The sequence below is a fragment of the Streptomyces longhuiensis genome (assembly GCF_020616555.1).
GTDB classification, from domain to species: domain Bacteria; phylum Actinomycetota; class Actinomycetes; order Streptomycetales; family Streptomycetaceae; genus Streptomyces; species Streptomyces longhuiensis.
In genome coordinates this window covers 5,136,666-5,151,338 of the sequence record NZ_CP085173.1, presented here as the reverse complement: position 1 = coordinate 5,151,338, position 14,673 = coordinate 5,136,666, and the positions used below count along the sequence as shown (strand labels likewise).

Here is a 14,673-nt window from a genome sequence, read left to right as displayed (position 1 = left end):
GGCCGGCCCAGGGACCGGCCGGAGCGCGGGCGTTCGGGGATCAGACGGCGAGGACCCCGCCGTCCACGGGCACGGTCGCCCCGGTGACGAAGGACGACGCGTCGCTGCACAGCCACATCGCCGCCTCGGCGACCTCGGACGGCGCGGCGAAGCGCTGCTGGACGGCCCGCGCGAAGAACGTCTTCTCGATGCCGGGCGCCTGGTCGACGACGGACTCCATCATCTCGGTCAGCGTGCTGCCCACGGCGAGCGCGTTGACGCGTATGCCGCGCGTGCCGTACTCGGCGGCGGCCGCCTTCGTCAGGCCGATCACCGCGTGCTTGGCGGCGACATAGGGCGCGCCGACGCCGGTGGCGATGAGGCCCGCCGTGCTCGCCGTGTTCACGATCGAGCCGCCGCCGGTGAGGAGCATGGCGCCGATCTGGTGGCGCAGGCAGTTCCACACGCCCCGCACGTTGATGTCCATCACGGCGTCGTAGTCGTCGTCCGGCGTCTCGTGCAGGTCTGTGCCGAGCGTGGCGTGACCGGCGTTGTTGAAGGCGGCGTCCAGCCTGCCGAAGCGTTCCACGGCGGTGGCGACGGCCCGCTCCACGTCCTCGCCGCGGCGCACGTCACCGACGACGGCCACCGCCCTTCCCCCGTCCGCCTCTATCTCCCCCACGAGCGCGTCGAGTTGCTGCTGCCTGCGGGCCATGAGCACCACCGGGGCGTTCCTTCCGGCGAACAGGCGCGCCGCCGCCGCGCCGATGCCCGACGAAGCCCCCGTGATCATCACTACCCGGCCGTCCATGTCGCGTACGTCCTTGATCATGACGGGCAGTCAAGCAGGTGATCCCGAAAGGCGGGAGAGGGCCTCTCGGCCGTCGGGCGCGACGGACCTGCCAAGAACGTTCCGGGCTGCCGCCCATGGGGTGTTCTTGGGAAAGTCTTGACCTACGGTAGATCCATGGCACGCCAGGAGAGAGCAGAACTGACCCGGCGCCGGCTCATCGAGGCCGCTGCCGCCGAGTTCGCCGCGCACGGATACGCCGGCACCTCCCTGCTCGGGATCGTGAAGTCGGCCGGGGTCACCATGGGTGCCCTGACCTTCCACTTCTCGTCGAAGTCCGCCCTGGCGGACGCCGTCCAGGAAGCCGGGGCCGCCGCCACGCGCGCGGTGCTGCACGGCGACGAGGCCGACCCGGGACTGCCGGGCGTGCTCGTCGACACCCTGGCGCTCGCCGAGGCACTGGAGACCACCCCGAGCATCAGGGCCGCCGCGCGCTTCACCCGCGAGGGCCGCGACGCCGAGTCCAACTGGTACGCGGCCTGGGTCCCGCACCTGCGCGAGGGCCTGGAGCGCGGCTGGCCCGACGAGCGCCCCGGCTCCGGGCTGACCCCGGTCTCCGCCGCCGCACTGCTCACGTACGTCATGGCCGGCGTCGAGGCCACCACCTCGGCCCGGGGCGCCCTGCGGGACGCGTACGGCGCCGACCCGCAGGACGAGCTGGCGCAGGCGCTCCAGGCGCTGAGCGCGCTCGCGTCCCCGACCAAGGCCCTCTGACGGGACCGGCGTTCGCCGGTCCGCGCCCTCGACTCACGTACGGGACACGGCTCCTCGGGCGCTCGCGCATCAACTGAATGCACCGTTCCGGGCACGGATCGTGCGCACGGCGACACCCGGCGACAGGCCGGGCCACCCCCGCGCCCAAATATTCAACTTCTCCTCCGCGCACCCCTGAGCGCGCCCTCTTCCCAGCTCAGCACCCCTGCCGCCGGACCGCGGCGCACGCTCCCGCCGCGCTTTCCCCTGCCCTCCCCGAGAACCGGGCTAGAAAAATAGAGAACGTTCGCTATATTTCCTGAGCGGCCACGTCGAGGGAGAGGAGCCCACCCATGGACCGGACGATCGACGACAGCGCACCGACCACCGGCGCGGCCCCCGCGCCGCCCGTGCACCGCCTCTTCGCCCACCTGCCGCGCGCCGACCAGCGCCGGTGGGCCGAGGTCTATGTGAAGGGGCTGCTCACCACCCCGGGCAAGAAGTCGCTGCGGCGGATGGCGGCCTCCGTCACCCCGTCCCCGACGGCCTCGCAGTCGCTCCAGCAGTTCGTCAACGTCAGCCCCTGGGAATGGCGTCCGGTCCGCGCCGAGCTCACCCGCTGGGTCGCCGGACACACACCGGTGCGCGCCTGGACCGTGGCCCCCGTGGTGATACCCAAGCGGGGCAGCCTCGCCGCCGGGGTCCACCGGCGCTTCGTGCCCGGCCTCGGACGCACCGTCAACTGCCAGCTGGCGCTGGGGGCGTTCCTGACCTCCGGGCTCGGCGACGTCTCCGTGGACTGGCAGCTCTACCTGCCGCGCGAATGGACCGCGGACAGCCGGCTGCGCGAGCAGGCCCGCATCCCCGGCTCCACCGGGTACACCGACGCCGCCGGGCTCTGCCTCGCGCTGCTCGACCGGCTCGCGCGGACCACCGGCCGCCGGGCACCCGTCGTCATCGACCCCGAAGGCCACCTGGATGCCGAAGCACTCATCGAGGGCCTGGAGGCGCGCGGCCACGACTGGATCGTCGCCGTGCCCGACACCCTCCGCCTCGCCCACGCGCCCGCCCGGAGCGCCGACCCCCGGCCGCCGCTCGAGACCGTACGCACCCTGGTCCGCCGGCACGCGTCACCGCCTACCGACGCCCGCACGGAACACGACAGTCCCCGCCTCGGCGCGCTGTCCACGCTGGTGCCGCTGCCCGGCGGCGACCGAACCTGCCTGCTCGTCGGGGAATGGACCTCGTCGTCCGTCCGGCCCGACCGGACCTGGCTGACCAACCTGCACCCCGACCGCCACTTCCAGGCGGGCGCGCTCATCGCGGAGCGCGCCGCCGCACGGGCCGGAGCCGCCGAGACCGAGCTCGGACTGCACGACTTCGCCGGCCGCTCCTACGCCGGCTGGCACCGTCACGCGACGCTGGTCTCCGCGGCGTCCGCGCACCGCAGGCTCGGCCACGGCGGGTGTCCGCACACCCCGCACCGCACCGCACCGTAGGGACCACGACCTGTTTGTCCACCCACTCGCCGTCCGCCGACACGGACTGCGCGTCCATCACGAGGGAGGGGCTGTGGAGTTCCGACTCCTTGGTCCGATCGACGTATCCGAGCAGGGGCGCGACATCACGCCCACCGCACCCAAACAACGGCAGGTGCTCGCCCTGCTCCTGGCCAGAGCCAACCGCCGGGTGTCCGTACCGGCCCTGCTCAACGAGGTGTGGGGCTATGAGCCGCCCCGCACCGCCACCACCGCGCTGCAGACCTACATAGGGTCCCTGCGCAAGACGTTCGCCACCGCGACCGGCACCACCGCGCGCCACATCGCCGAACACCGCCTCGTCACCGACGGGAACGGCTACGTCCTGAAGCTCGCCGACACCGAATGGGACCGGCCCCGCTTCGAGCAGCTGGTCCTCGAGGCGCGCGGCCTGATGGAGGGGCGCGAGGCGCAGCGCGCCACCGAGGTACTCGGCGAGGCCCTCGCGATGTGGCGCGGCACCCCGTTCTGCAACGTCAAGGCGGGCAGCCAACTCACCGCTCAGTCAAGGGTGTTGAACGAGGCCCATCTCGCGGCCTGCGAGGTGCGGGTCGACGCGCTGCTGTCGGCCGGACGCTTCCAGGAGGCCGTGGGTGACGCCGTCGCCCTCGTCGAGGAGCACCCGTACCACGAGAACGTGCACGCCCAGCTGATGCGCGCGCTGTACGCTTCCGGCCGCCGGGCCGCCGCGCTCGAGGTCTACCAGTCGCTGCGCCGCCGCATGAGCGACGACCTCGGCATCACGCCGTCGCCCACCACCAGGTCCCTGCACCACGCGATGCTCCAGGACCGCCCCGACCAGCGCTATCTGTCCGCCGCGGGAGCCGTCCGCTGACCCTGCCCCGCACCACCGTCCGCGGCCCTGACGTCCCTCAGGCGCCGCCCTCGGACTCCCACAGGGTCTCCAGCGCCCTGGTGGGCCCGCCCAGCGAGCGCACATGCTCCAGCGCGGCACCCACGAACGCCCGCAGCCGGCCCGTCTCGTGGTCGGTGGGCCAGATGAACGCGTACTCGATGCGGGGGGCGTCACCGAACGGCCGGAACACCAGGCCGGGGCGCGCGTAGTACCGCACACCCGCGGCCGCGACCGGCGTCACCCCCTTGCCCGCGAGGACCAGCGACAGCGCGTCCTCCCAGTGCGTGATCGCCTGGCCGTGCGGAATGGGCCGCCCCGACGGCGTCTGCCGCGGGAAGTGATGGTCCAGCCAGTGGGCAGGCACCGGCCTCGTCACCGTCAGCAGCGTCGCCTCCGCCAGATCCTCCACGCTCAGCGTCTCGCGCCGCGCGAACGGATGCGTGGACGGCATCAGGAGCACCCGCGGCTGCGACAGCAGCACCGGACCCGTCGTCAAGTCGGCCTCCGCCACCGGGAGTTCGGTGACCTGAAGGTCGATGTCCCCGGCGCGCAGCGGCCCGTACGGGTCGGATATCTGCACCTGGCGTATCTGCACGTCCACGCCCGGGTGACGGCGCGCGAACACCGCGGCGACGCTGTGCAGCAGATGGCCGGTGAACGCCCCCGAGAAGCCGATCCGCAGCGTGCCGGTGATCCCCCGGCCGGCCGCCGTGGCTTTGGCGATCTCCTCCTCGATACGGCGCTGAGCAGGGCCGATCCCGTCCCTCAGCTGCTCCCCGATGGCCGTCATCGTCACGCGCCGGCTGCTGCGCTCGAACAGCTTCGCGCCGATGCGGCGCTCGACGCGCGCGATGGTCTGGCTGACACGGCTCTGCGAGACACCCACGCGTTCGGCGGTCCGGCCGAAGTGCAGTTCCTCCGCCAGCGTCAGGAAGATCTCGATCTCCTGGCGTTCCATGTCCTCCCCGTCCTCGGCCTCGTGCCCCTCACCAACCCGCTCACCTCGAACGATGAGCCCGGCGAATCGATCGTTGCACAGATCGTTCTTGTTGCGCAGGTGCCCCGATTCGATGCTGGTCAGGCCCGATCACATACGAAAGGACACCCCTGATGGCTGTCACCGAGTCCTCTCCCCCCACCGCGAGCGACGTCCTCTCCCCGCCACCGCCGGTCGCCGACGTCGGCCCCGCCGACAGCTCGTTCGGCACGCGGGGCTGGCTCGTCCTGATCACCCTGTGCTGCGCGACGTTCATGTGCGGCCTGGACTTCTCCATCGTCACCGTCGCCCTGCCCGACATCGGCAGCAGCCTCGGCTTCTCCTCGCCGGGCACGCTCCAGTGGGTCGCCACCGCGAGCCTGCTGCCCTCCGCGAGCCTGCTGCCGCTGTTCGCCCGCGTCGCCGACCTGGTGGGCCGCAAGAAGCTCTTCACGTTCGGCGTGGCCCTGTTCACCCTGTTCTCGCTGGGCGCCGCCCTCGCCGGCGACCCCGGCATCCTGATCGCCACCCGCGTCGGCCAGGGCACGGCCGCCGCGATGATCGCCCCCGCCGCCATCGCCCTGATGACGGGCTACTTCCCCGAGGGCCCGCAGCGCGCCCGCGCCCTGGGCCTCAACGGCGCCGTCATGTCGCTCGGCTTCGTGCTCGGCGCGCTCGGCGGCGGCGTCATCACCAGCGGCTTCAGCTGGCGCTGGACGATGGTCGTGCTGTGCGTCATGGGCGCCGTCGCCCTGGCCGGCGCGCTCGCGCTGCCCGTGATGCGGGAGTCCGCGGCCGCCAAGCGCATGGACATCCCCGGCGCGGTCCTCGCCACGCTCGGCCTGTTCGGTCTCGTCTTCGGCATCTCCACCGGCGGCGACAAGGGCTGGGTCCGCGCGGACTCGCTCGGCTCCATCGTCGGCGGCCTCGTCCTGCTCGGCGCGTTCCTCCTGGTCGAGCGGCGCCACCCCGAGCCGCTGATCCCGCTCAGCGTCCTGGGCCGCCCCACCGTCAAGTGGTCCGGCCTGTTCGGTGTCGTCACCTTCGGCATGTGCGCCGGCACGACCGTGCTGCTCAGCCTCTACATGCAGGACGTCCTCGGCTTCACCCCGCTCCAGGCCGGTCTGAGCTACCTCGGTGAGGGCGCGGCCGCGATGCTCGGCGGCATGTACGTCTCCAAGCTGCTGGGCCGGTTCGGCGGCGAGCGGGTCCTCGCGGCCGGTCTGCTGATCCAGGGCGCCGGCACCGTCGCCATGTTCACCCTGCCGCAGAGCGGCAACATCGCGCCGCTCATCATCACGTCCTCGGTCATGGGCCTCGGCCACGTCTTCAGCGTCGTCTCCTTCATCACCGTGATGACGACGGGCGTCAGCGAGGAGGACCAGGGAGTCGTCGGCGGCCTGTCGCAGCTCCCGCAGTACGTCGCCGCGATCGGCGTCGCCGGTCTCAGCGCGATCGCGGCCGCCCGCACGAACGCCCTCTCGGGCGGTTCGGGTCCCGACGCGGCCGCCACGCTCGGCGGGCTGCACGCCGGCATGGTCACCGCGGGTGTGGTCGCCCTGGTGGGTGCGGGACTTGCGGCGACCGTGCTGCGCAAGCGCGCCTAGCCGCGACGCGGGGTGCGGGAATCCGGTCGCGGGGAACGTGCGTGCCGTCTGCGCAGTTCCCCGCGCCCCTTATCCCGGGTGCCGGCGTTGTCGTCGTTCTGCGGGCGCGCCCGCGCGGCGCAGCCGCGGACCGACACAGCCCCGCGCCCCTGTACGGGCGCTTCTCAGCGCCCTTCGGACATTCACCGAGGAGACCGACCCGTGAACGACAGGCGACTGCGCAGGCCATCTGCCGTGTGCTCCGTGCAGGTGGGTGATCTGAAGGTCAGTTACGTGCCCGACGGCGCCATGCTGTTCAAGCCGCCGAAGCCGCCGCGGGCGGACGTCGGGGCCGCCTACCTCAACGACACCGCCCATCTCGTCGCCAACACCGGCGGCCTGCTCGTCCAGTGCGACGGGCGGGCGCTGCTCATCGACGCGGGGTTCGGCCCGCACTCCGTACCGGAGGACCCCGACCACCCGTACATCGGCGCGGTGCACGGCGGTTCGCTGCTCGACAATCTGGCGCGGCTCGGGGCACGGCCCGACGAGATAGAGGTGGTGGCCTTCACCCATCTGCACCGGGACCACGTCGGCTGGGCGTGCGCGGAGCCGCCGGTGTTCACGGCGGCCGCGTTCGCCGTGCCGAAGAGCGAGTGGGAGAACCGCCATCAGGTGCCGGGGCTGACCGCCGGGGCGCTCGCCGCGCTGGAGCGCCGGCTGCGGCTCGTCGTCCCCGGCGAGGAGATCTTCCCGGGCGTGCAGACGCTGGCGCTGCCCGGCCACACCGCGGGCCACACCGGCTTCACGATCACCTCGCGGGGCCGTCGCCTGCTCGCGTTCGGGGACGCGCTGCACTCGCCGCTCCAGGTGCGCCACCCCGAGTGGTTCACGGTGTCGGAGGGCGACCCGGCCCAGTCGGAGCGCCACCGGCGCCGGCTGATCAGCGAACTCCAGCAGCCGGACACCCTCGGCTTCGGCATCCACTTCGCGGACGTCGTCTTCGGACAGGTCGTCCCGGACGGGGCGGGGGAGGGCGCCGCCTGGCTTCCCGTCTGACCGCCGCGCCGGGACCCGTTCAAGCCGGGCCAGTACGCGCTTTCCCCTCCGGGCCCGTGGACCTCTTGTCGCCCTCGGGCCCATCTGCTTGACTCCGCGCGCCAGCACGCCCCCTCACCGGCGGAGGAAGCCATGGAGATCACCCGCAGACGCCTGCTGTCCGCCCTGTCAGCCGCCGGTCTCCTGACGGTGATCCCCACCGGACGGGCGACCGCCGCCGACGCGGCCGCGGACAGCGCGCGGCTCCTCGCCAACACCGTGGGCGTCTTCGCGGGGACCGAAGCCTCCAACTCCCGTGCGGAGACGACCGCCAAGCGCGCCGCGATCGCCAAGGCCGCCCGCGCGAACCTGAAGTCGATGGACGCGGCGGGCCCCGGCGAACTCTTCGCCGGGCTCGTCCTCGGCACCGACGAGGGCAGGCTCAACACGGCGTACAAGCAGCTGTACGAGATCGCCCTGGCGACGCGCGCGCCGGGCGCGGCCCCCGACCTGTACGGCGACGCGGTGGTGCAGCGCCGCGTCATCGACGGCCTCGCGTGGCTGCACGAGCGCTACTACGGCGACCAGTCCAAGGGCTACTACGGCAACTGGTTCTACTGGGAGATCGGCCTGCCCCAGTTCATCAGCAAGACCCTCGTCCTCCTCGCCGACGAGGTGAAGGCCTACCGCCCGGACCTCCTGCGCACCTACGTCGCCTCGATGGACGCGTACCTGCGCAACGGCACCGACGGCGATGTGAACCTCGACTCCCGCTTCCACACGGGCGCCAACCTCGCCGACATCACCACGAACCGCATCCTCCAGGGCGCGCTCCTCGTCGGGGACGGCGGCGGCGCCCCCGACGGCGAGGCCCGCATCCGCAAGGCCCTCACCGACCAGCTCACCGTCTTCGCGACGATCGACCCGTACGCCCTGGACCACGGGGTCACCGACGGCTATTACGCCGACGGCTCCTTCATCCAGCACGCGTCCGTCGCCTACACCGGCTCGTACGGGAAGGGCCTGCTCACGCGGGTCGTGCAGACCCTCAAGATCCTCGACGGCACGGGCTTCGCGCACGGCGGGGAGCTGGTGCCGACCGTGGTGGGCTGGGTGCGGAACGGCTTCGCGCCGCTCATCTTCGAGGGCTGGATGATGGAGATCGTCAAGGGCCGGGCGGTGTCCCGGCCCGACTCCGGCTACACCGACGTCGCGATCGTCGTCGAGGCGGTCGTGGATCTGGCGTCACTCGCCGAGGACACCGCCGACGCCACCGCCCTCAAGGGCTACGTCAAACACATCCGGGCCACCTCGCGCGCCGCCCTCGACCCGTCCTCGTTCGTCTCCCCCGTGAGCATCACGCGCTACGCCGACATCACCGGCGACGCGTCCGTCCCCGCCGAGGACCTCAACCCCGCGTCCCGCACGGTCGCGTTCAACGCCATGGACCGGACCGTGCACCGCAGGCCGGGTTACGCCTTCGCGCTCGCCCGCAGTTCGAGCCGCATCAGCAAGTACGAGTACATGAGCGGCGAGAACCTCGTGCCGTGGTTCCAGGGCGACGGCGCGTACTACCTGTACCTGTCCGGCCAGGACCAGACGCAGGCGTACGGCGTCGACTACTTCACGACGGTCGCGCCGTACGCGCTGGCCGGGGTCACCGCGCCGGTCGAGGAGCGCCGCACCGTCCCCGAGCTCTACGGGAAGCCGTACTACGACAACCCGGGCCACCCGCTGAACTTCACGTCGTCGTCCGAGTCGCAGAACACGTACGTCTACTTCCCGTGCGGCACCGGTCCGCACTCGGGCGGCGCCGTGCTCGGCGCGTACGGCGCGGCCGCCATGGTGCAGTCGGACGACGTCCCCTACCGGGACAAGCAGAAGGGCATCCTGCCCGACGACTTCGTGGTCCACCGCAACGCGACGTCGACGAAGTCGTGGTTCCTCTTCGACGACGAGATCGTGGTCCTCGCGGCGGATGTCGGCGACGCGGCCGGAGGGCGGGCCGTGACGACGACCGTCGACTCCCGCACGGCGGCGCCGGACGACCTGACCACGGTCACCGGAGCGCTCCGCGACGGCCGCCCGTGGAGCGGTCCGGGCACCGGCGACCTGCACTGGCTGCGCTACGCCAACTCGACCCGCGGCACGTCGATCGGCTACGTCTTCCTCGACACCCCGCGCGTGCGGGTCGCCCTCGACGAGGTCACCCGCAGCCGCCGCGTGGTCCGCACCGCGAACCCGGACACCGCGGTGACCCGCACGGTCCTCGGCGTGACGGTCGACCATGCGGCGGGCGCCGAACCGGCTTGCCTGGCCTACGCGTTGGTGCCGAACGCGGCGGAGGCCGCCCTGCGCTCGCACACCCGCCACGACGGCCCGCTGACCATCCACGCCAACACACCGCGCCTCCAGGCCGTCACCCACAAGGGCCTCGGCCTGACCGCCGCCAACACCTTCACGCCCGGCCGCCACGAGACCGCGGGCCTGCGCGTCGAAGGCCCCGCGTCGGTGCTCGTGCGGCGCGGGCGGCGCCACGGCGACCCGGTCACCGTCGCGGTCGCGGACCCGACGACGCGGCGCGACACCGTGAGCGTCCTGCTCCACGGGCGCTCCCTGAGCAAGGTCACCGCGGACCCGCAGGTGCGGGTGACCCGCGTCCACGGCGGCACCCACCTGGACGTGGACACCCGCCACGCGTACGGGCGGAGCCTCACGGTGACACTGCGTTAGAAGGAGTCGTCACGCTGCCGGGATCCGGTCCAGGAACCCCTGCACCGTACGGATCCGGCCGTCCTTGGCCAGCGAGATCACGTCGGACCCCGCGACGGGCGCGGAGCCGTCCGCGATGGACACCAGCTCCCACGTGAACCGGGCGATGTCGTGGTGCGCGTCGACGGTGCCGGTCTGCCGGAAGGCGAACCCCGGGAACTGCTCGCGGGCCGCCGCGATCACGGCGGCGATGCCCTCGTGCCCCGCCACGTCGGCCAGCGGGTCGGTGTAGCTGCCGTCCTCGCTCCACGCGGCGGCGACGGCTTCGGCGCGGGCGTCGGCGCCCTCGGCGTTCCAGGCCTCGAAGTAGCGGGCGACGGCGGTTTCGTGAACGGGGATGACGGACATACGAATCGGCCTCCAGCCAGGTCGGATGAGGGTCCGGAGCCCGGGAGGAGTGCGCCGCCCGGGTTCCGGATGCCTTCAGCCTGCCGGGCGGACGGACGGGGGTCGATTACGCCGGAGGTAATGCCACGCGGGCCCGGTTCACCCATGCTGTGGTCGGACAGAACCTGATCCGTTGTTCATCGTCTGTGCTCGGGAGGCCAGGATGTTCGTCCCGTTCGGGGCCCTTGATTTTCTGGAACGTGCCGCCACCGTCTACGGGGACCGGATCGGCGTCGTCGACGAGCCGGTCCAGCCGGCCGAACCCTGGGAGGACCTCACGTACCGCCGGGTGGCCGAGCTGGCGCGCGCCCAGGCCGCCGGGCTCGACGCGCTCGGGGTGCCGCTGGGCGCGCGCGTCGCGGTCGTGTCGCCGAACGGCGCGCGGCTGCTGACGTCGTTCTTCGGGGTGAGCGGCTACGGCCGCGTCCTCGTACCGGTCAACTTCCGCCTCACCGCCGAGGAGGTGAGCTACGTCGTCTCCCACTCGGGCGCGGACGTCCTCCTCGTGGACCCCGAACTGACGGACCGGCTCGCCGACGTGCCCGCCAAGCACCGCTTCACCATCGGCGCGGCCGCCGACTCCGAGCTCTACCGCTTCGGCACGGACCCCAGCCCCTGGACGCCCGACGAGAACGCCACCGCCACGATCAACTACACGAGCGGCACGACCGCCCGGCCCAAGGGCGTCCAGATCACCCACCGCAACATCTGGGTCAACGCCGTCACCTTCGCCCTGCACGCGGGCGTCACCGACCGGGACGTCTACCTGCACACGCTGCCGATGTTCCACGCCAACGGCTGGGGCATGCCGTTCGCCATGTCCGCGCTCGGGGTGCGCCAGATCGCGCTGCGCAAGGTCGACGGCGCCGAGATCCTGCGCCGCGTCGACGAGCACGGCGTGACCGTGATGTGCGCCGCGCCCGCCGTCGTCAACGCCGTCCTGGACGCGGCCCGTTCCTGGAAGGGCGTGATCCCGGGGCGCGACCGGGTCCGCATCATCGTCGCCGGGGCGCCGCCGCCCACCCGCACGGTGGCCCGCGTCGAGGCCGAACTCGGCTGGGAGTTCATCCAGATCTACGGCCTCACGGAGACGTCGCCGCTGCTCACGGTGAACCGCGGCCGCGCCGAGTGGGACGAGCTGGACGCGTCGGCACGCGCGGAGAAGCTCGTACGGGCCGGGGCGCCCGCGCTCGGCGTGACGCTGCGCACCGACGAGGAGGGCGAGGTGCTCGCCCGGTCGAACGTGATCCTGGAGGGCTACTGGGAGCAGCCCGAGGAGAGCGCGAAGGCCCTCGCGGGCGGCTGGTTCCACACGGGCGACGGCGGCACGGTCGACGAGGACGGCTATCTGACGATCAGCGACCGCAAGAAGGACGTGATCATCACCGGCGGCGAGAACGTGTCGTCCATCGAGGTGGAGGACGCCCTCTTCAGTCACGTCGGCGTCGCCGAGGTCGCCGTCATCGGTGTCCCGGACGAGAAGTGGGGCGAGACGATCAAGGCGCTCGTGGTCCGGTCCCCCGACTCGACGGTCACGGAGGACGAGCTGATCCGCCACTGCAAGGAACACCTGGCCGGCTTCAAGGCGCCCACGTCGGTCGAGTTCCGCGAGGAACTGGCCCGCACGGCGACGGGCAAACTCCAGAAGTACAAGCTGAGGGCGCCGTATTGGGAGGGCCGGGACCGGGGGGTGAGCTGAGCCGCCCCGCCGGGGCCGGGCCCCGTAGTAGATGCCTGCCGTCGGTACGAAACGGCCCCGGCGGTGGCTGGTGCGTGCGATCGCAAGGCGCCGGAGAGGCCTCGTAGCGGAGCTACCAGGGCTCTCCGGCAACGCCGCGAGCGTGCGTGCCGGGCGCCGCCGACCACTCGGGCGGACGACCCGGGGTGCCTGGGGCCTCTCCCGTCGGCAGAGTTACCGGCATGGAACCCCACTACGGCACGGTCCCGCTGATTCCGGGCGCCGAGGCCCTGCCCGAGTTGGACATCCCGCAGCCGGGGCGGCAGAACCGGCTCTCCGTGCTGGTGCGGCTCCTGCTGCTCCTGCCGCACTTCGTCGTGCTGGCCGTGCTGTCGGTGGTGACGCTCCTCGCGGTGGTCGCCGGCTGGTTCGCGGCGCTGCTGCTCGGGCGGCTGCCCGCTCCGGTCGAGCGGTATCTGGCGGGGTTCCTCGGCTACGACACCCGCGTGAACGCCTCGGCGATGCTCCTGACCGGCCGCTATCCGCCCTTCGAGTTCGGCGACCCGATGGGTTACCCGGTGCGGATGCGCGTACAGCAGTCCGTGCGCCTCAACCGGCTGGCCGTGCTGTTCCGGCTGCTCATGGTGATCCCCGCGGCGCTCGTCGAGGTGGTCGCCACCGCAGGCTGGTGGGTCGTCTCCGCGCCGGCGTGGCTCGTCGTGCTGCTCCTCGGCCGGATGCCGCTGCCGCTGTTCGAGGCGACGGCGGCGGTCCTGCGCTACCGGATGCGGCTCGGCGCGTACGTGCTGCTGCTGACCCCCGCGTACCCGAAGCGGCTCTTCGGCGACCAGTCGGCGCCGGACGCCGTCGTCGGCACCATCGCCGGCCCGTCCGCGACGCGGCCGCTGTTCCTGGGGACGGGGGCGAAGGTGCTGGTCGGAGCGTTCCTGGTGCTCGGTCTCGTCGGCGGGGCGGTGAACAGCTCCCGCTACGGCGCGGACGGCTCCGCCGCCGTACAGGCCTCGCTGCCCGGCTTCTGAGCCCGCGCGGGCCGTCGCCCGACGCCTGCCCCCGCCGATGACCGCGCCTGTGACCAATGGCATGACAAAAGGCCTGTTCCAGGCGCTATGCCCCATTTACGGTGGAGCGCATGTCTCCCCTGGCCCGCATCAGCACCTCGTACACCCCGCGCTTCGCGGAGTTCGCGTTCGAGCCCGGCTTCACGGCCGCCGTCGACCAGCATGTCGCCGAGCTGCGGGACAAGCTGGAGGCGGGCGGGGGCGCGCTTCAGCCGCAGGCCCCCGACCGGGAGGTCCTCTCGGACTACGCGCTCGGATTCCTCGACGCCCTCGCGGAGAACGGCTGGCGCGAGCCCGTCGGGCACGACTACGCGGTGTGCCGCCTCACCGCCATCAGCTGGCTGGTGAGACGGCACGATCTCGCATGAGGGAGCCTGACGGGCGCGCGTCACATGTCGTCGGTGCGCTCGCGCTCCTGGACGGGCTGGTTCGTCAGCGCGTCCTCGCGGCCCGCCTGGTAGGCGGAGATGCCGCCGCGAGCCCTCGCGGTCTCCTGCTCCGCGCTGTTCAGCATGCGCTCCCAGCGCTGCCGCATCGGGACGATGAGACCGCCGCCCACCCCGACGACGATGACGCCGACACCGGCGGCGAGCGCCGCGATCAGGACCGGCTGGGTGACCGCCGTGGCGATCCCCGCCTGGCCGAGCGCCGCGATCACACCGAGCGCGACGATGCAGGCCCACACGATCGTGCCGATGGTCTTGCCGTACGAGACCGCCGACAGGGAGTTGGTGACGATGTCGCGCACAACGTTGGCGATGGCCATGGCGATGACGACCAGGACGATCGCGACGATGGCGCGCGGCAGCCAGGCGACGATGCCGTTGATCATGTCGCTGACGGGGTTCGGGCCGAAGACGCCGAGTGCGATCTGCAGGGTGATCAGCAGCAGCGCGTAGTACACGACCTTGCAGACGATCGCCGTCATGTCGTACTTGGAGCCCTCGAGCATGCGGGCCGCGCCGGCGCGCTCGGCGAGTCTCTCCGAGCCGACCCGGCGCAGGACTCTGTCGAGCACCCGGGCTATCAGCTTCGAGAGGAACCAGCCGATGGCCAGTACGATCACGAAGCCCACGAGCTTCGGCACGAACTGGGCGATCTTCGACCAGGCGTCGTTGAGGCCCCCTGTGAAGTCCACGGCGAGTGGGGTGGTGTCGGTGAGCTGGCGCATGAGTGGTCCTCCACTCGCTGGGGCCCGTACGCGCTGCCGCGCCGGGCGGTCAACCCCCCACAGGTGCGGT

At 72.3% G+C, this 14,673-nt stretch carries 13 protein-coding genes; 9 read left to right on the top strand and 4 right to left on the bottom strand.

Annotated features, from left to right (window positions below; all coding sequences use genetic code 11):
• Nucleotides 1-40 precede the first annotated feature (40 nt).
• A complete protein-coding gene (locus LGI35_RS23835) occupies nt 41-811 on the bottom strand; it encodes an SDR family NAD(P)-dependent oxidoreductase (protein WP_227296285.1) in 771 nt (256 codons plus the stop codon).
• Nucleotides 812-946: 135 nt separating this feature from the next.
• Here LGI35_RS23835 and LGI35_RS23830 point away from each other — a divergent pair, with 135 nt between their 5' ends.
• The 3 genes from LGI35_RS23830 (at nt 947) to LGI35_RS23820 (ending at nt 3,895) form a co-directional block, all read left to right on the top strand.
• The gene (locus tag LGI35_RS23830) at nt 947-1,543 is read left to right on the top strand and encodes a TetR/AcrR family transcriptional regulator (RefSeq protein WP_227296283.1); all 597 of its coding nucleotides are present in this window, start codon (nt 947-949) and stop codon (nt 1,541-1,543) included.
• Nucleotides 1,544-1,875: 332 nt separating this feature from the next.
• Nucleotides 1,876-3,021 (top strand): IS701 family transposase, encoded by a 1,146-nt coding sequence (locus tag LGI35_RS23825; protein ID WP_227296282.1) that lies wholly within the window; start codon nt 1,876-1,878, stop codon nt 3,019-3,021.
• 73 nt (nt 3,022-3,094) lie between these two features.
• Nucleotides 3,095-3,895 carry an AfsR/SARP family transcriptional regulator gene (locus LGI35_RS23820; RefSeq protein ID WP_227296280.1) on the top strand — a complete coding sequence of 267 codons (801 nt, stop codon included), beginning with the start codon at nt 3,095-3,097 and terminating at the stop codon, nt 3,893-3,895.
• A 37-nt stretch (nt 3,896-3,932) separates the two neighbouring features.
• Here the strand turns inward: LGI35_RS23820 and LGI35_RS23815 are convergent, their stop codons facing one another.
• Nucleotides 3,933-4,874, bottom strand: a complete 942-nt coding sequence (locus tag LGI35_RS23815; RefSeq protein ID WP_116511913.1) for a LysR family transcriptional regulator — start codon at nt 4,872-4,874, stop codon at nt 3,933-3,935.
• A 152-nt stretch (nt 4,875-5,026) separates the two neighbouring features.
• Between LGI35_RS23815 and LGI35_RS23810 the strand changes: the two genes are divergently transcribed.
• From LGI35_RS23810 to LGI35_RS23800, 3 genes are all read left to right on the top strand, one after another.
• Complete coding sequence (locus LGI35_RS23810; protein WP_227296278.1) at nt 5,027-6,499, top strand: MFS transporter; 1,473 nt, start codon at nt 5,027-5,029, stop codon at nt 6,497-6,499.
• Nucleotides 6,500-6,700: 201 nt separating this feature from the next.
• Nucleotides 6,701-7,537, top strand: a complete 837-nt coding sequence (locus tag LGI35_RS23805) for an MBL fold metallo-hydrolase (RefSeq protein WP_227296275.1) — start codon at nt 6,701-6,703, stop codon at nt 7,535-7,537.
• Between the two features lie 132 nt (nt 7,538-7,669).
• Nucleotides 7,670-10,249 carry a polysaccharide lyase family 8 super-sandwich domain-containing protein gene (locus LGI35_RS23800; protein WP_227296273.1) on the top strand — a complete coding sequence of 860 codons (2,580 nt, stop codon included), beginning with the start codon at nt 7,670-7,672 and terminating at the stop codon, nt 10,247-10,249.
• 9 nt (nt 10,250-10,258) lie between these two features.
• Here the strand turns inward: LGI35_RS23800 and LGI35_RS23795 are convergent, their stop codons facing one another.
• Nucleotides 10,259-10,636 (bottom strand): nuclear transport factor 2 family protein, encoded by a 378-nt coding sequence (locus tag LGI35_RS23795; RefSeq protein ID WP_227296271.1) that lies wholly within the window; start codon nt 10,634-10,636, stop codon nt 10,259-10,261.
• Between the two features lie 202 nt (nt 10,637-10,838).
• On the opposite strand from LGI35_RS23795, the gene LGI35_RS23790 reads away from it, so the two are divergent.
• The 3 genes from LGI35_RS23790 to LGI35_RS23780 all read left to right on the top strand — a co-directional run bounded on the left by LGI35_RS23790 (nt 10,839) and on the right by LGI35_RS23780 (nt 13,800).
• Nucleotides 10,839-12,374: an AMP-binding protein gene (locus LGI35_RS23790; RefSeq protein ID WP_227296268.1), complete on the top strand. Its 1,536-nt coding sequence runs from the start codon at nt 10,839-10,841 to the stop codon at nt 12,372-12,374.
• A 221-nt stretch (nt 12,375-12,595) separates the two neighbouring features.
• Nucleotides 12,596-13,393, top strand: a complete 798-nt coding sequence (locus LGI35_RS23785; RefSeq protein WP_227296265.1) for a DUF4389 domain-containing protein — start codon at nt 12,596-12,598, stop codon at nt 13,391-13,393.
• Nucleotides 13,394-13,503: 110 nt separating this feature from the next.
• A complete protein-coding gene (locus tag LGI35_RS23780) occupies nt 13,504-13,800 on the top strand; it encodes a DUF6401 family natural product biosynthesis protein (RefSeq protein WP_227296263.1) in 297 nt (98 codons plus the stop codon).
• Nucleotides 13,801-13,820: 20 nt separating this feature from the next.
• Here LGI35_RS23780 and LGI35_RS23775 read toward each other — a convergent pair whose 3' ends face one another.
• Nucleotides 13,821-14,603: a mechanosensitive ion channel family protein gene (locus tag LGI35_RS23775; RefSeq protein WP_227296260.1), complete on the bottom strand. Its 783-nt coding sequence runs from the start codon at nt 14,601-14,603 to the stop codon at nt 13,821-13,823.
• Between the last annotated feature and the right edge of the window lie 70 nt (nt 14,604-14,673).

Excerpts from the sequence above, each read along its gene's own strand:
- LGI35_RS23835 (WP_227296285.1), bottom strand. The coding sequence starts at position 811 with ATGATCAAGGACGTACGCGACATGGACGGCCGGGTAGTGATGATCACG.
- LGI35_RS23830 (WP_227296283.1), top strand. The coding sequence starts at position 947 with ATGGCACGCCAGGAGAGAGCAGAACTGACCCGGCGCCGGCTCATCGAG.
- LGI35_RS23825 (WP_227296282.1), top strand. The coding sequence starts at position 1,876 with ATGGACCGGACGATCGACGACAGCGCACCGACCACCGGCGCGGCCCCC.
- LGI35_RS23815 (WP_116511913.1), bottom strand. The coding sequence starts at position 4,874 with ATGGAACGCCAGGAGATCGAGATCTTCCTGACGCTGGCGGAGGAACTG.
- LGI35_RS23810 (WP_227296278.1), top strand. The coding sequence starts at position 5,027 with ATGGCTGTCACCGAGTCCTCTCCCCCCACCGCGAGCGACGTCCTCTCC.
- LGI35_RS23800 (WP_227296273.1), top strand. The coding sequence starts at position 7,670 with ATGGAGATCACCCGCAGACGCCTGCTGTCCGCCCTGTCAGCCGCCGGT.
- LGI35_RS23795 (WP_227296271.1), bottom strand. The coding sequence starts at position 10,636 with ATGTCCGTCATCCCCGTTCACGAAACCGCCGTCGCCCGCTACTTCGAG.
- LGI35_RS23790 (WP_227296268.1), top strand. The coding sequence starts at position 10,839 with ATGTTCGTCCCGTTCGGGGCCCTTGATTTTCTGGAACGTGCCGCCACC.
- LGI35_RS23785 (WP_227296265.1), top strand. The coding sequence starts at position 12,596 with ATGGAACCCCACTACGGCACGGTCCCGCTGATTCCGGGCGCCGAGGCC.
- LGI35_RS23780 (WP_227296263.1), top strand. The coding sequence starts at position 13,504 with ATGTCTCCCCTGGCCCGCATCAGCACCTCGTACACCCCGCGCTTCGCG.
- LGI35_RS23775 (WP_227296260.1), bottom strand. The coding sequence starts at position 14,603 with ATGCGCCAGCTCACCGACACCACCCCACTCGCCGTGGACTTCACAGGG.